This is a genomic window from Antarctobacter heliothermus (assembly GCF_002237555.1).
In the GTDB taxonomy this organism is placed as follows: Bacteria; Pseudomonadota; Alphaproteobacteria; order Rhodobacterales; family Rhodobacteraceae; genus Antarctobacter; species Antarctobacter heliothermus_B.
The window spans coordinates 3,792,606-3,805,162 of the sequence record NZ_CP022540.1; the positions used below are offsets into that span (position 1 = coordinate 3,792,606).

Here is a 12,557-nt window from a genome sequence, read left to right on the forward strand (position 1 = left end):
GGCAACAAGCGGCCCGCCTATATCAGCGGGCCGCGCAAGGCTTACAAAGCGCCGTCCGCCGCCATCTGCATGTAGGTGGTGTCAAAGCGGAACCTGACATTCGCCGGGTCGCCTGTAGTGCTGCCGTCCGGGTAGGACACGCCGACGAAATCAGCACTTGGCGCGCCCTCACCCAAGATTCCCTTGTCGAACAGGAATTCGGCCACGTTGACCATTGTCGTGGGCAGATCCGCCCCCATGGTGAATGCCACCGCGTCAGCCGGATCATAGAACATCTCTGTCGAATCCAACTGCGCCTTGTAGCCCGCCAGATCGGTGCCAGAGGCCTCTGCCATCGCAGTCAGGACCGCCTCGTCACCCGCAGCCATCAGGCCCATGACCTCGTACCACGCGCCGGCCATGGCTTTGCCGAAATCGGGGTTGGCGGCCAGCGTGTCGGTGTTCACCACCATCAGGTCGATGATCTCACCCGGGATGTCGGAACTGTCGAACAGCTTTTTAGCATTCGGCTCTTCGAGGATGGTGGAAACCAGCGGGTTCCAAGTCACCACCGCCTCTACGTCCGCAGTGGTAAATGCGGCGATCATGTCCGCGTCCGAGGTGTTCAGCACCCCGCCAAGGTCACGTTCCTGCAGGCCGACGCTGTCCAGCGCGCGCGCCAGCAGATAGTGCGAGACCGACAATTCCACCAGATTCACCGGCTTGCCCGCCAGATCCGCCAATTCACCATCGCCCTTGACGATCACCGCGTCATTGCCGTTGGAGAAGTCGCCGACGATCAGCGCCGTGGTGTCTACCCCACCGCCAGCAGGGATCGACAGGGTGTCCATGTTGGTGGCCGACACGCCGTCAAAGGCACCAGCCGTGTATTGATTGATCGACTCGACATAATCGTTGATCTGCACGATCTCGACGGTGATGCCGTATTTCTCGGCCCATTTGTCCATGATCCCGGACTCGTCCAGATAGCCCCAAGGCATCCAGCCCACATAGATGGACCAAGCGACACGAAAGTCGGTTTTGTCCTGAGCCGTGGCGGGTGTGGCCGCCGCCAGCGCAAGTGCCGCGCAGGTGGCCACAAATTGGCGTCTTGCAAACATGGGTGTCCCCTCATGCAACGTCCCGCCTTTGATTGCTGATCGAGGCACCGAGGCGGAACTTGAGAGATCGGTGAAACCTCAACGCGCAGTGCTCTCCCGGGATTTTGCCCCGCCGTGTCCCGGCAGGGAATTTGCCCCGTCGGTGGCATCTCTTGGACCAGTCCCTCCGGGAGGAGAAAAGAGGCGGAACCCTAGATACCCTGCTGTCTTCAGCATCGGGGATGGGGCTATGTTGTCACGCGGGTTGCATCAATCGCAGGCGGCGCAACTCGTCATCGCCCAAAAAACAGGCTATTTTTTCGTCCAATGGTGCGAAATGTGGCAGCGGGCATTGCGCGCGACCTATGACCGGACAAAACTCAGGCCATGACATATCCCATCGCATCGCCGTGGTACGGCACTCAGCAGATCGACGCCCGTATCTGGTGCCTGACGGAACCGCATGTGCACCCGATCTTTTCCGCCAACATCTTTCTGGTCTTGGGATCAGAGGCCGACATGGTCGTGGACAGCGGCATGGGCATCGCCCCGCTGCGGCCGGTCGTGGATGCGCTGCGCCCTGATCCGGCCAAACCACTGATCCTGGTCACCACCCATTGCCACGTCGACCACATCGGTGCCGCGCATGAGTTCGACATCCGGCTTGTGCATCCGCTGGAGGCAGAAGACCTGGCACATCCCACCCCCTACAGCCTGGACACCGCTGGTATTTCAGACACGTTCCGCACACTTTTCCTAGACGCGGGCTATCCTCCGCTCTGGCCGCACCTGATGGATGCCCTGCCCCATGCAGGGTATGATCCCGCCGCCTACACGCTCAAGGGCGCGCCCGCGACCCGCACGGTCGAGGACGGTGATACCGTCGATCTGGGCGACTGGCAGGCAGAGGTTTTGCATCTGCCCGGCCACTCGCCCGGACAGGTCGGGCTGTGGCATGGCAACAGCGGCACGCTGTTCGGCGCGGATGCGATCTATGATGGCCCGCTGATTTACGACGGGCCGGGAATGGACGTTGCCGCCTATGCCGCAACGCTGCGCCGGATCCGGGCGTTGCCGGTCCAGCGTGTGCTGGGCGGCCATGATCCGGTATTTGGCCAAGACCGCTGTCACCAGATTGTGGATCACTACCTGACGCTCTGGCAGGCGTGAAACCGGCGCGGCTCAGGCCGCGTCGATCCGCACCTGCGCCGGTTGTGTCAAAGGCACTTCGCGGCTTTGTCCCAGAAAATCCACCGCGTGCCAGATCAGCGCGCCATCGCCCGTGCAACTGAGCACCGGCTGTCCTTCGAGCAGCGGGTTGGTGCACAATTCGGCCAGACCGCAAGCCCCGTCCCAGCGCCCGAAGGCAAAGACATGCCGCAACTGTTCCTGCAAGGCCCATGTCCGCTGCCCAGCCTCCAGCGCCGCGATGGTATTGCGCGAGTTCTCTGCATCAGGCTGCCCGACGCCAAACACGAACCGCTGGCCGATGGACACGATGAAGGCATGGGCAGACCCCGCCATCAAGTGCATCGCGCTGGCCGGGTGATCCGCCCGCCGGTTCCACAGTTCGGCATAATCGCCATAGACCCCGGTCTCCATCATCTGGTCCGACCCGTTGAGTTCAAGCAGGCCGCTGTCCTCCGCCTCTGGTCGGCCGTGCCAATTGATCTCTCGGTGCCAGGTACAGACGTCGTCGCGCAGGGCCACAACACCGGCAAAGCCCTCGGCCCGCAACAGCGCCATCAGCGCAGCGTCAGGCAGGTCCGCCAACGCAGAGGCCCCGCGCACGTCTGGCCGATTGGGCGGAATGCGGATGTCGGCGTAAAGCGATCCGCATTGCATCCAGTGCACGTTTGTCTCACAGTCATTGAATGACGGCGACTTGAGCCAGGCGCGATGCCAGTGTCCCTGAATATCCCCGGATGTGATCATTCTGCTGCCATTTGACGATTGCCCATCGCCCCGATGATCTCATCCGCGCTCAGCACGGCCCCTGCCTGAAGGTATTCCATAGCGTTCAACGACGCCTGATGCGCCTCGGGCGAGGTGCCTCCAACGCAATCCGCAACAACGCGACAATAATAATCGCTTTGGTGGCCGTCGGCGAAACTGTAGTGGACGCAAACATCCGTCATGCCGCCGACAAAGATCAGCGTTTCCGCTTTCAGGCCGCGCAGGAGGATCTCCATCTCGGTTCCGAAAAAGCAGGAATAGCGTCGCTTGGGCACATGATAGTCGCCAGGCTTGTACCCCATTTCTTCAAAGGCGACTGGTGTGCCTGGATCACCCTCCATGCAATGGATGTCCTCGGAGCCGTCCAGCTCTCGACCATAGTCAATCTGGTCACGGCGGTGGATTTCCTGAACGAAAACAACCGGAATGCCGTTGTCATGCGCGGCATCCACAACGGCGCGCGCGCGCATCATGTTCTCGGCATAGCCGGGCATATGCGGAATACCGCCTTCGGATTTCATGAAAGCGGATTTCTGGATGTCGATGACCATAAGAACGGTGTTGCCGACAAGAGTGGGTTGGCGGGCCATTGTGCGCCTCCTTCAGGTGTTGGATTGGTCCGCGCCCATCAGGCGCGGCAGGTCGCCCCAGCGGGCAACGGCGGAAAAAACAAGGACCGACACGGCGATAAAGGTAATCGCCGCCACGGCCATTGTCGGCGTGTAGCCGTTTCTCAGAGAGTTGAAGATTTGCAGGGTCACGGTGGCGTAGCCGGAGGCCGAGACAAAGAACATCACGATGAATTCGTTGAACGACAGCACCAGCACAAAGAAGAAGCCCGAGATCGTGTAGGGGATCGTCTGCGGCAGGATCACCGTGCGGAAGGTGACGGATTCAGTGGCGCCCATCGTCGCGGCGGCGTCCAGATGCGCGCGGTCGATGCTCTGCAACCCGATTGTGATCGTCACCATCGGCAACGCCATCAGCAGCACCGCATGGCTGACCACCCCTGCCCAAAGCGCACCCAAACCGCCAAAAAAGCTCCAGAAAAAGCCAAGCCCGACGCCAAAAACGATGGGTGGCACCGCAAACGGCATCGACCCCAGCGCTGCCAGCGTGCGGGACAGTTTCGATCCCGTCGACCACAGCAGATAGGCCAACGGCCAGGCCAGCATAACCGCAAGACTGGCCGCGCCGACCGCGACAATCACCGAATTGCCCAGCGCTTGCGTCCAGACGGGTTCAGAAACAAAGAACTCGCCAAAGCGCGCCAACGTCGGCTCGCGCGGGGGAAAGAACATGCTGCGCCCGCCGTTCAACGCAGCGCCGCAAACCACCGCGATGGGCAGCGCCAGCAGCAGTGCGCAAAACGCCATGTAAAGCGGTCCGACAATCCGCATCAGCGCGCCTCCGCCCATGTGTTGATCCGGTGACCAAGCGCCAGACAGACCCCCGCCGAGATCAGCAGGATCACCGCCTGCGCTGCCCCGAAGGGCGCGTTCAGGTTGGCCCCCCGGATGTTGGAATAGATCGCCACAGCGGTCGAATGCTGCGCAGGTGCGGCAAAGACCGTGACGGCAACGTAGGTGCCCAACAGGAACACAAACAGCAGCAATGTCGTGCCAAACAACGGTAGTCGGATCGCGGGCAGGATCACTGTGCGGGCCACGCACCAGCCGCCTGCCCCCATCGTGCGCGCCGCCTCGGACTGTGAGCGATCCAGGCGCGACAGCGCCGGAAACAAAAGGATCACCGCATAGGGCCAGACAAGGTAGCTCATGGTCAAGATGGTGGCGAATTGCGAGGTCTTGAACTTGACGTTGCGCGGGTTCGCCAGCCCCCAGTCGCGCAGCACCTGAAACCAACCTGTGTCCTTCAGCCATTGGGTCAGCCCGGTGGATTTGAACAGCGCCGGCAAGCCAGAGTTGTTTGACAACAGGATGTCCCAGCCCATGACAATGAACACCTCGGACAACGACAGCGACGACAGGATGAAGACCAGCCACGCCGCCTGCGTCCGGCGCGACAGTCGGGTCAGCAGCAACGTGAACGGCAGCGCCGTCAGCACCGCAAGCAAAGAGGCGATGACCGCGTACCAGAACGAAAACCCAAGTTGTTGCAGGTAAAGAAAGGTCACGTCGTCAGGCCAGAGCGTGCCGACGAAAAACCGCTGGTAGTTTTCCAGGGTAAAGTCCCAGACCCAGGCGGCACCTTCGATCTTGCGACCAAAGCTGATCACGAAGACTAACAGGAACGGCACAACGCATAGCGTCACGATCACCGCCGTCAGCGCCCAACTCAGTATGCGCACAACCGGGAATGGTCTGGCCGGGCGCGCCGTGTCAGGCCCCGTTTCGATATGTTCGGCGACCGTCATTCGGCAGCCATGGCCAGCGCATCGTGGGCCGTTGGATCGGGGAAGATGTGCAAGGCATCGGGCGGCAGGCGGACCTCTGTCGTATCGCCGACATGAAAGATCTTTCCGCCCTCACCTGCAGCGTATTCCACGACCATCCGGCCCACCGCAGTCTCGAGGTGGTATTCCCGTATCGGGCCAAGATCGCGCACAAAGGTGATCTTGGCCGGCAATCGGTTTGCGCCCGGTTCCTCATCCAGACAGGCGCGTTCCGGTCGGATCGCCACGCGCACCGGGGAACCGCCAACAAAATGCGGATCAGCCACCAGATGTGTAGCACCGATGCGGATACCGCCCGGCTCTGTCACCCCGTCAAAAAAGTTCGCCTTGCCGATGAAATCCGCGACAAAGGCGTTTTCCGGCTTGTGATAGATGTCTTGCGGCGGGCCCACCTGTTCCACCCGCCCGTTGGACATGACGACGATGCTATCGGCCATAGTCATGGCCTCGCGTTGATCATGGGTGACGACGATGGTGGTGATGCCCAGCCGCTGTTGCAGTAGCCGCAGTTCCACCTGCATCTCTTCGCGCAACTTGGCGTCCAGCGCCGACATCGGTTCGTCCAGCAGGAAAACCTCTGGTTCCTGCGCCAGCGCGCGGGCAATCGCGACGCGCTGGCGCTGCCCGCCCGACAGCTGGCCAATCCGGCGGTCGCCAAAGGCCGACAGTTGCACCAGATCCAGCAACTTGCCTGCCCGATCCGCCGCCTCTGACCGAGAAACGCCGGAGATGTGCAGCGAATAGGCTACGTTGTCTCGCACCGTCAGATGCGGGAACAGCGCAAAACTCTGGAACACCATGCCGAACTTGCGCCGGTGCGCGGGCAGATCCGTGATGTTACGATCCCCCAGCAGGATCACCCCGCCTGAGGGCGCCTCCAATCCCGCCACCATGCGCAAAAGGGTCGTCTTGCCACAACCTGACGGCCCCAACAGCGCCGTCAGTTGCCCTTCTCCGAATGTCAGGTTCACCAGATCAACGGCACGGGTGCCGCCGAAGGTCTTGGAGATGCTCTTGAGGACAAGACCGGACATGACCGGTTACGCCCCAGCCAACATCTTGTCCCAGCTTTCCTTAATGAAGGTTTCTTTGTCCAGATAGGCCTCATAGGCGGGCTTGATCGACGGCGTACCAGACACAAAGTCAAACTCCTCATCTGTCAGATCCGTCTTGGACTGATCGACAAGAGGCGCTGTGCCGATCTTGCGGCTCATAATCGCCTGCGTGGCCGGATCGGACGAGAAGTTAATGAACTCTGCCGCCTCATCCGCCTTGTCCGACAACGAGGACAGGCACCACGAGCCATAGTCCTGCGGGTTGCCCTCCTTGGGGAAGATCGGTTTGATCGGAAAGCCGTCCAGCGCCATCAGGTTGGCCACGTCGAGATAGTATTGCCCGCCAATGACGTCGCCGTTCTTCATCGACTGTTCCATCTGGCTTTCAGCTGACCACCAAAGCGCCACGTTGGGTTTGATCTCTGCCGCCTTTTCGATGATCGCCAGAATGCCTTCGTCGGTCGCAAAGGTCGCCTCGCCGTCAAAGAAGGTCGCCGCAACAATGTCGAGGAACTGCGAGTTATAGTTGCGCGAGAGGCCCAGAGAGGACTCGTATATTGTGCTATCCCAGAACTCTGCCCAGCTTGCCGGGGCGTCTACCTCATCCGGGTTGATAACCATGGCGGAGAACCACGACATTGCGCCAACACCAAGCGGACCTTCAGGGGCCTCGAACACAAAATAGGGGTCCAGATTCGACGCCGCCGGGATCGCCTTGAGGTTCAGGGGTTTGAGCAATCCGCCGATGCGGCTGGCCTTGATCAGCGTGTCTCGCGCATAGAGCGACAGATCCGCAGGCACGCTGCCCGCCGCCGTCGCCTGCTGCATCGTCACCAACCAGTCGGTCGAATTGGGCTGCGTCACCGACTCGACCTCAATCCCCGTAGCCTCGGTGAAGGCAGGATAGACAAACTCCTTAAAGCTGTTTTCAAAGTACCCGCCGTATGAGCCGACCTTCAGGCTGCGGCTTTGCGCGATCAATGGCGTGCCCAGAACGCTGGTGGCGGCAAAGCTGGCCGCGCCGGTCTTGAGCAGGGTCCGTCTGTTGAGTTTGGTCATGATGGTTCCTTCCTTCGTTCGCAGCTGTCTGCGGACCTGATGCAGAGCCTGGTGGCGGTGCCCGGTGATGACCCCATGAACGCGCTGATAAGGATAATCGGTCAAAGGAACTGACTGCAAAGAGACCAACCGCCCGCGAAACTGATCCTTTTTTGGGCAATCACGCCGGACTGATGCGCTTTCTTAATCGCGGCGGATACCGCTGTGGGTTTTTCGGGCCAGCCTGACCCTACGCAATCGACTCGGAGAGGTTTCATGGCACGCGCATCTATATCGGACGATCAAAAGGCCCTGACGGTAGAGGACGCCACCCTGCCGGTGGTGGATCTGTCTGGCCTCTTTACCGGCGACATGGCGGACAAGGCGCGCGTCGCCGCAGATCTGGGTGACGCCGCGCGCACCTCTGGCTTTTTCTACATCACCGGGCACGGTATTTCGCAGGGTCTCATCGACGCGGTCTTTGCCGCGTCCAAGGAGTTCCACGAGAAGTCTCGCAGCTTCAAGATGAAGTATTGGTCCGGGTTCACCACCCATCATCGCGGCTATGTCCCGTTTGAGGAAAACGGCGCCGATTTCCCCAAGTCGATCAATTTCAACGAAGCCTGGGACATGTCCTATGAGGCGCCCGCCGATCATCCCGACTATCTGGCCAAGTGGCGCATGACCGGCCCCAACATCTGGCCCGACATCCCGGGATGGAAAGAGACCGTTGGCGGTTATTACGATCAGGCTTTTGACCTTGGCCTGCGGCTCTTGGATGCACTGGCACTGGAACTTGGGGTCGATCCCGAAGAGTTGACTCGTCACATCACCTTTCCCACCTCACAGTTGCGCCTGCTGCGCTACATCCCCAACGACATGCCCGCCACCAAAGAACTGGTTGGCATCGCGGCGCATTCGGATTTTGAGTGTTTCACCATCTTGATGACCGGCGCGCCGGGGTTGCAGGTGATGAACGCCGATGACATCTGGATCGAGGCACCGCCAATTCCGGGCTGTTTTGTGGTCAACATCGGCGACATCTTTGAGACGTGGTCCGGCGGCCAGTTCAAATCGACCCAGCACCGGGTCGTGAACCTAGGGACCGAGCGATATTCTTTCCCGATCTTCTTTGGTCTGGACTATCATGCGGTTGTAGAGCCGCTAGAGAAGTTCCGCACACCCGAAACGGTGGCCAAATACCCCGCAATGAAAGCCGGGGATCACCTGATGCGCATGTCAGTGGGAGCTTTTCGTTATATGGCCGACGCGCGCGACAAGGGGGAATTGGTGCCTGACTATGACGTGCCAGAGGAAAACCCCTTCAAACGCGAGGCAAAACAGCCCGACCCGTAAGCGCCCCAAGGATAAGGACGGCCAAAGATGAGACTTCGCAGCCATCCCGATTTCGACACGGAACCCCTGCCCCGCAGCGCATCGCTGCGGGGCTTTGCCCTGACTCCGCTGACCCCCGCCGAAGTCGATGAGGATTTCGCCGCCGTCACCTGCGCGGCCCATGTCCTGACGAATATTTTCGGTTCCTGGCCTGACGGGCTGACGTTGACGGAGAACCTGTACGATCTGGCCTGGCATGACCGCGAGTTCGCGGCGGCCCGGTCATTTTCATGGATCGTGCGGGACAAGGATGGCGTTTATATCGGCTGTGCCTATCTCTTTCCCGAAATGGGGCAGCGCGGGGCGGCCAACGGATTTATCTGGATCATCGATCTTGAGGACCGGTTGGCGCTGCTGGACCAGCTACAGGCTGAATTGACTGACTGGTTTGACGCGAGTTTGCCGCATCCCGTCAAGGTCACTTGGCACAGGCCCTCTGTCTAACGGCCTAGAACCCGGCAGAGGTCGTGCAGCGCGCAGGCTCTGTCCGTGCCACAACCCGTCCGTTTGAAATCACGGCCAGCCGGGCGGGCCGCAGTCGCAATGCCTCGATCGGGTCGGGTGCATCCAACACCACCAGGCTGCCCCGCTTTCCAACCTCCAGCCCATAGTCCAGCCCCATCACCTGCGCGGGCGTCTCTGTCACCATCTGATAGGCGGCGCGCATCTGGTCCGGGGCTGTCATCAACGCCACATGCAGTCCCATGTGCGCCACTTCCAGCATGTCGCCGGAGCCCAGCGGATACCACGGATCTCGCACACAATCCTGACCAAAGGCCACCGTCACCCCCGCAGCGCGCAGTTCCGGCACGCGGGTCAGGCCGCGCCGCTTGGGGTAGGTATCCATGCGCCCTTGAAGGGTGATGTTGATCAGCGGATTGGGGATCGCCGCCACCTGTGCCTCGGCGATCAGCGGCAACAGCTTGGCCACATAGTAATTGTCCATCGAATGCATCGAGGTCAGATGCGACCCGGCCACCCGGCCTTGAAGGCCCAACCGGATCGTTTCCGCCGCCAGTGTTTCGATGTGGCGACAAAGGGGGTCGTCGCTTTCGTCGCAATGCAGATCGACGCATAGCCCTCGCGCTGCGGCCAGTTCACAAGCTGCCCGGACCGAGGCCGCGCCCGCCGCCATCGTGCGTTCGAAATGTGGAATGCCCCCGACAACATCGACACCAGCATCCAGTGCGCGGATCACCTGTGCCTCTGCCCCCTGCGCGCGATACCAGCCGTCCTGCGGAAAGGCGACCAGTTGCAGGTCGATCACGTCGCGCACGCGCTCTTGCACCTCCAGCAGCGCCTCGACGGTGCGGAACGTCGGGTCAGTCACGTCCACATGGCTGCGGATCCCCAGCACGCCCCGCCCGACCGCCTGTCGGCAATAGTCCAGAGCGCGGGCGACGATCTCTTCGCGCGTCTGGTGTTGCTTCAACTCTCCCCACAACGCGATCCCCTCCAGCAGCGTGCCAGAGGCATTCACCCGGGGCCGCCCATAGCTGAGCGTCGCGTCCATGTGAAAATGCGCATCGACAAAAGGGGCGCTGACCAGCTTGCCGGTGGCATCGATGACCTCGCCCGCCTCTGTCGTGATCCCCGGTTCTACCCCGATGATGATCCCGTCTGTAATGGCTACATCTGCCTCGCTGCCGTCCGCCAGCACCCCACCCTTGACCAAAATGTCGATGTCCATGCCCTGCGTCCCCTTGAATTGCGGCGATGAGAAAACCCTAGCAGAGGCCGCAATCCGCCTCGACCAGCAATCGCATCCTACGGTGTGTCGAACACTGCCAACATCGCCGCGCGGAGGCGGTCAAGATCCTCATCCACACTTACGGTCGGATCGCAGACGAAAGGCGGCAGGACGTCCACGCGAATCGTGCCGCTGCGCGGGACGAATTTGCCTCGCGGCAACAACTGATCCGAATCGCGAATGACAATTGGCCGAATCGCGCGGCCGGTTTCCCTCGCCACCAGAACCGCCCCAGCCTTGAACGGGCCCAGCGTGTCGGTTCGCGCGCGCGTGCCTTCGGGGAACAGCACCACAGATCGACGGGCGGGCATGGTCCGCACCGCCGCGCTGAGCGTTTCCAACGCCAGCTTGCCGCTTTTGCGGTCAATTTCGACCAGTCCGGCGCCGTTAAAGCCCGTACGCAGAAAAGGAGCCTCGAACAATTCCTTCTTGGCGGCAAAGGTGAACCATTTCTGGTCCGGCACCACGTCCATCAGGACAAAGCCATCGAGGTGGCTGCGGTGGTTGATCACGATCAGGCTGTCTGTGTCGTCACCCAGCGCCTGTCTGTCTGCGGCCGACATATCCGCCCGGATGCTGAGCAGCCACAACAGCCAAGAACAGGCTCTTTTGACCAGACGCCAATACCACCCGGCAAAGCCCCTTCGCCGGGCGCAGAGCAACGGCACAAAGGCGATGAACCCGAAATAGACCGGCCCCAATACGACCAGTGCCGTGCGCTTAAGCAGCCTTGCAGGCAACGGATCAATGGCCGCCGTCGCGGCCTCGCGTGATGCGGAACGTTGTGTCATGGGCCCCAGTCGCAGGTTGTGGCCCCATCGGGCCATTGGTCCATGACAACAATGGCGCCAAGGCGGCAGCCGGAGATCATGACAGGTGTCAGGCAAATCGGCTGTGTCCAGCGTCACTGCGCCTGTGTGAGGCATACCCCCTCACAAATCAATGAAAACCACTGCTCTCATGGATCGGCTCAGGTGAACTTGCGAAACAGCTTTGTCTGGTCAAAGATCTCTTCGAGTTCCTGCATGCGGCCCTTGGTGTCGCCCCAATTCAGCGTTTGAACCGCCGAGATCATGGTTTCGACCAACAGCATCGGCGTAGCCAGCGAATCCCACGCCGACGGCACAATGATCCGACTGGTCAGGCTGATGTCGGCCAACCTGTGCACAGGGGATCGCCACTGATCGGTGAACAACACGATCTTTGCGCCGCGCGCGCGCGCCATTTCCGCCAGTTTCAGGGTGTTGTTCTCATACCGCCTGACGTCGAAGATGACAAAAACGTCGCCTTCTGCGGCATTCAGCAGGTAGTGCGGCCATGTGTTCGACGTAGACTGAACATGGGTCAGGTTGGGGCGAATGACCTGCATGTGCAGGAACATGTACTCTGCCAAGGTATGGGTGATGCGCCCACCCACAATGTACAGATGCCGGTTCCGGTCAGCCGCCAGTGCGCAGGCCTGATCAAAGGCGGCAGGGTCGATGTGGGCCAACGTGTTGCGGATGTTGTCGATCACCGCATCGGTAAAACGGTTCAGGATATGCTCTGACGGAGCTGCCCCGGCCCATGTTTCGTGTTTGGCAATCGGCCCTTTGGCAATAGCGCCCAATTCATCCCGCAGGTCGGCCTGAAAATCCGGATAGCCCTTGTACCCCAGCTTTTGCACCATGCGGGCCACGGTGGGGACAGAGACATTGGCCCCCTTGGCCAGTGCCGCCAATGGCCCCAGACCGGAGGCGGGGTAATTTTCCAGTATCGACAGGGCCAACTGCCGCTCTGCCCGGGTCAGGTCATCCAGTCGGGCCTGGATCCGATCCGAAATGGTGCGGTCTTCGTCCGTCATTGGCGACACCTCATCTTGACTAAAA

Annotated in this window: 13 protein-coding genes and 1 riboswitch; of the genes, 3 read left to right on the forward strand and 10 right to left on the reverse strand. The window is 61.0% G+C overall.

Annotated features, from left to right (window positions below; all coding sequences use genetic code 11):
• Positions 1-41: 41 nt before the first annotated feature.
• Positions 42-1,100 (reverse strand): putative urea ABC transporter substrate-binding protein, encoded by a 1,059-nt coding sequence (locus ANTHELSMS3_RS17965; protein ID WP_094036078.1) that lies wholly within the window; start codon positions 1,098-1,100, stop codon positions 42-44.
• A gap of 91 nt (positions 1,101-1,191) precedes the next feature.
• Positions 1,192-1,306, reverse strand: a riboswitch (guanidine-I (ykkC/yxkD leader).
• Between the two features lie 160 nt (positions 1,307-1,466).
• Between ANTHELSMS3_RS17965 and ANTHELSMS3_RS17970 the strand changes: the two genes are divergently transcribed.
• The gene (locus ANTHELSMS3_RS17970; RefSeq protein ID WP_094036079.1) at positions 1,467-2,249 is read left to right on the forward strand and encodes an MBL fold metallo-hydrolase; all 783 of its coding nucleotides are present in this window, start codon (positions 1,467-1,469) and stop codon (positions 2,247-2,249) included.
• Positions 2,250-2,261: 12 nt separating this feature from the next.
• Here the strand turns inward: ANTHELSMS3_RS17970 and ANTHELSMS3_RS17975 are convergent, their stop codons facing one another.
• The 6 genes from ANTHELSMS3_RS17975 to ANTHELSMS3_RS18000 are packed head-to-tail and all read right to left on the reverse strand — an operon-like array spanning position 2,262 to position 7,565.
• Entirely contained in the window at positions 2,262-3,014 is a 753-nt protein-coding gene (locus ANTHELSMS3_RS17975; protein ID WP_094036080.1) for a hypothetical protein, read from the reverse strand.
• Positions 3,011-3,625: a cysteine hydrolase family protein gene (locus ANTHELSMS3_RS17980; protein WP_094036081.1), complete on the reverse strand. Its 615-nt coding sequence runs from the start codon at positions 3,623-3,625 to the stop codon at positions 3,011-3,013. Before ANTHELSMS3_RS17980 ends, ANTHELSMS3_RS17975 begins: the two co-directional genes overlap by 4 nt.
• Positions 3,626-3,637: 12 nt before the next feature.
• Positions 3,638-4,435, reverse strand: a complete 798-nt coding sequence (locus ANTHELSMS3_RS17985) for an ABC transporter permease (protein WP_157733564.1) — start codon at positions 4,433-4,435, stop codon at positions 3,638-3,640.
• Entirely contained in the window at positions 4,435-5,412 is a 978-nt protein-coding gene (locus ANTHELSMS3_RS17990) for an ABC transporter permease (protein WP_094036083.1), read from the reverse strand. The genes ANTHELSMS3_RS17985 and ANTHELSMS3_RS17990 overlap by 1 nt, the downstream gene beginning before the upstream one ends.
• Positions 5,409-6,485 (reverse strand): ABC transporter ATP-binding protein, encoded by a 1,077-nt coding sequence (locus ANTHELSMS3_RS17995; RefSeq protein ID WP_094036084.1) that lies wholly within the window; start codon positions 6,483-6,485, stop codon positions 5,409-5,411. The genes ANTHELSMS3_RS17990 and ANTHELSMS3_RS17995 overlap by 4 nt, the downstream gene beginning before the upstream one ends.
• Positions 6,486-6,491: 6 nt before the next feature.
• Positions 6,492-7,565 (reverse strand): ABC transporter substrate-binding protein, encoded by a 1,074-nt coding sequence (locus ANTHELSMS3_RS18000; protein ID WP_157733565.1) that lies wholly within the window; start codon positions 7,563-7,565, stop codon positions 6,492-6,494.
• Between the two features lie 255 nt (positions 7,566-7,820).
• Here ANTHELSMS3_RS18000 and ANTHELSMS3_RS18005 point away from each other — a divergent pair, with 255 nt between their 5' ends.
• On the forward strand, positions 7,821-8,900 hold the full coding sequence (locus ANTHELSMS3_RS18005; RefSeq protein ID WP_094036086.1) for an isopenicillin N synthase family dioxygenase: 1,080 nt from the start codon (positions 7,821-7,823) through the stop codon (positions 8,898-8,900).
• Between the two features lie 27 nt (positions 8,901-8,927).
• Positions 8,928-9,383, forward strand: a complete 456-nt coding sequence (locus tag ANTHELSMS3_RS18010) for a hypothetical protein (protein ID WP_094036087.1) — start codon at positions 8,928-8,930, stop codon at positions 9,381-9,383.
• A gap of 4 nt (positions 9,384-9,387) precedes the next feature.
• Here ANTHELSMS3_RS18010 and ANTHELSMS3_RS18015 read toward each other — a convergent pair whose 3' ends face one another.
• The 3 genes from ANTHELSMS3_RS18015 to ANTHELSMS3_RS18025 all read right to left on the reverse strand — a co-directional run bounded on the left by ANTHELSMS3_RS18015 (position 9,388) and on the right by ANTHELSMS3_RS18025 (position 12,532).
• Positions 9,388-10,629, reverse strand: a complete 1,242-nt coding sequence (locus ANTHELSMS3_RS18015; RefSeq protein ID WP_094036088.1) for a cytosine deaminase — start codon at positions 10,627-10,629, stop codon at positions 9,388-9,390.
• A gap of 77 nt (positions 10,630-10,706) precedes the next feature.
• Positions 10,707-11,480 (reverse strand): lysophospholipid acyltransferase family protein, encoded by a 774-nt coding sequence (locus ANTHELSMS3_RS18020; protein WP_157733566.1) that lies wholly within the window; start codon positions 11,478-11,480, stop codon positions 10,707-10,709.
• A gap of 179 nt (positions 11,481-11,659) precedes the next feature.
• Complete coding sequence (locus tag ANTHELSMS3_RS18025) at positions 11,660-12,532, reverse strand: MurR/RpiR family transcriptional regulator (RefSeq protein ID WP_094036090.1); 873 nt, start codon at positions 12,530-12,532, stop codon at positions 11,660-11,662.
• Positions 12,533-12,557: the final 25 nt, after the last annotated feature.

What these genes read in the sequence shown, in the direction of transcription:
- ANTHELSMS3_RS17985 (WP_157733564.1), bottom strand. Translation starts at nt 4,435, where the DNA reads ATGCGGATTGTCGGACCGCTTTACATGGCGTTTTGCGCACTGCTGCTG.
- ANTHELSMS3_RS18005 (WP_094036086.1), top strand. Translation starts at nt 7,821, where the DNA reads ATGGCACGCGCATCTATATCGGACGATCAAAAGGCCCTGACGGTAGAG.
- ANTHELSMS3_RS18015 (WP_094036088.1), bottom strand. Translation starts at nt 10,629, where the DNA reads ATGGACATCGACATTTTGGTCAAGGGTGGGGTGCTGGCGGACGGCAGC.
- ANTHELSMS3_RS17990 (WP_094036083.1), bottom strand. Translation starts at nt 5,412, where the DNA reads ATGACGGTCGCCGAACATATCGAAACGGGGCCTGACACGGCGCGCCCG.
- ANTHELSMS3_RS17995 (WP_094036084.1), bottom strand. Translation starts at nt 6,485, where the DNA reads ATGTCCGGTCTTGTCCTCAAGAGCATCTCCAAGACCTTCGGCGGCACC.
- ANTHELSMS3_RS17965 (WP_094036078.1), bottom strand. Translation starts at nt 1,100, where the DNA reads ATGTTTGCAAGACGCCAATTTGTGGCCACCTGCGCGGCACTTGCGCTG.
- ANTHELSMS3_RS18010 (WP_094036087.1), top strand. Translation starts at nt 8,928, where the DNA reads ATGAGACTTCGCAGCCATCCCGATTTCGACACGGAACCCCTGCCCCGC.
- ANTHELSMS3_RS18020 (WP_157733566.1), bottom strand. Translation starts at nt 11,480, where the DNA reads ATGACACAACGTTCCGCATCACGCGAGGCCGCGACGGCGGCCATTGAT.
- ANTHELSMS3_RS17970 (WP_094036079.1), top strand. Translation starts at nt 1,467, where the DNA reads ATGACATATCCCATCGCATCGCCGTGGTACGGCACTCAGCAGATCGAC.
- ANTHELSMS3_RS17980 (WP_094036081.1), bottom strand. Translation starts at nt 3,625, where the DNA reads ATGGCCCGCCAACCCACTCTTGTCGGCAACACCGTTCTTATGGTCATC.
- ANTHELSMS3_RS18025 (WP_094036090.1), bottom strand. Translation starts at nt 12,532, where the DNA reads ATGACGGACGAAGACCGCACCATTTCGGATCGGATCCAGGCCCGACTG.
- ANTHELSMS3_RS17975 (WP_094036080.1), bottom strand. Translation starts at nt 3,014, where the DNA reads ATGATCACATCCGGGGATATTCAGGGACACTGGCATCGCGCCTGGCTC.
- ANTHELSMS3_RS18000 (WP_157733565.1), bottom strand. Translation starts at nt 7,565, where the DNA reads ATGACCAAACTCAACAGACGGACCCTGCTCAAGACCGGCGCGGCCAGC.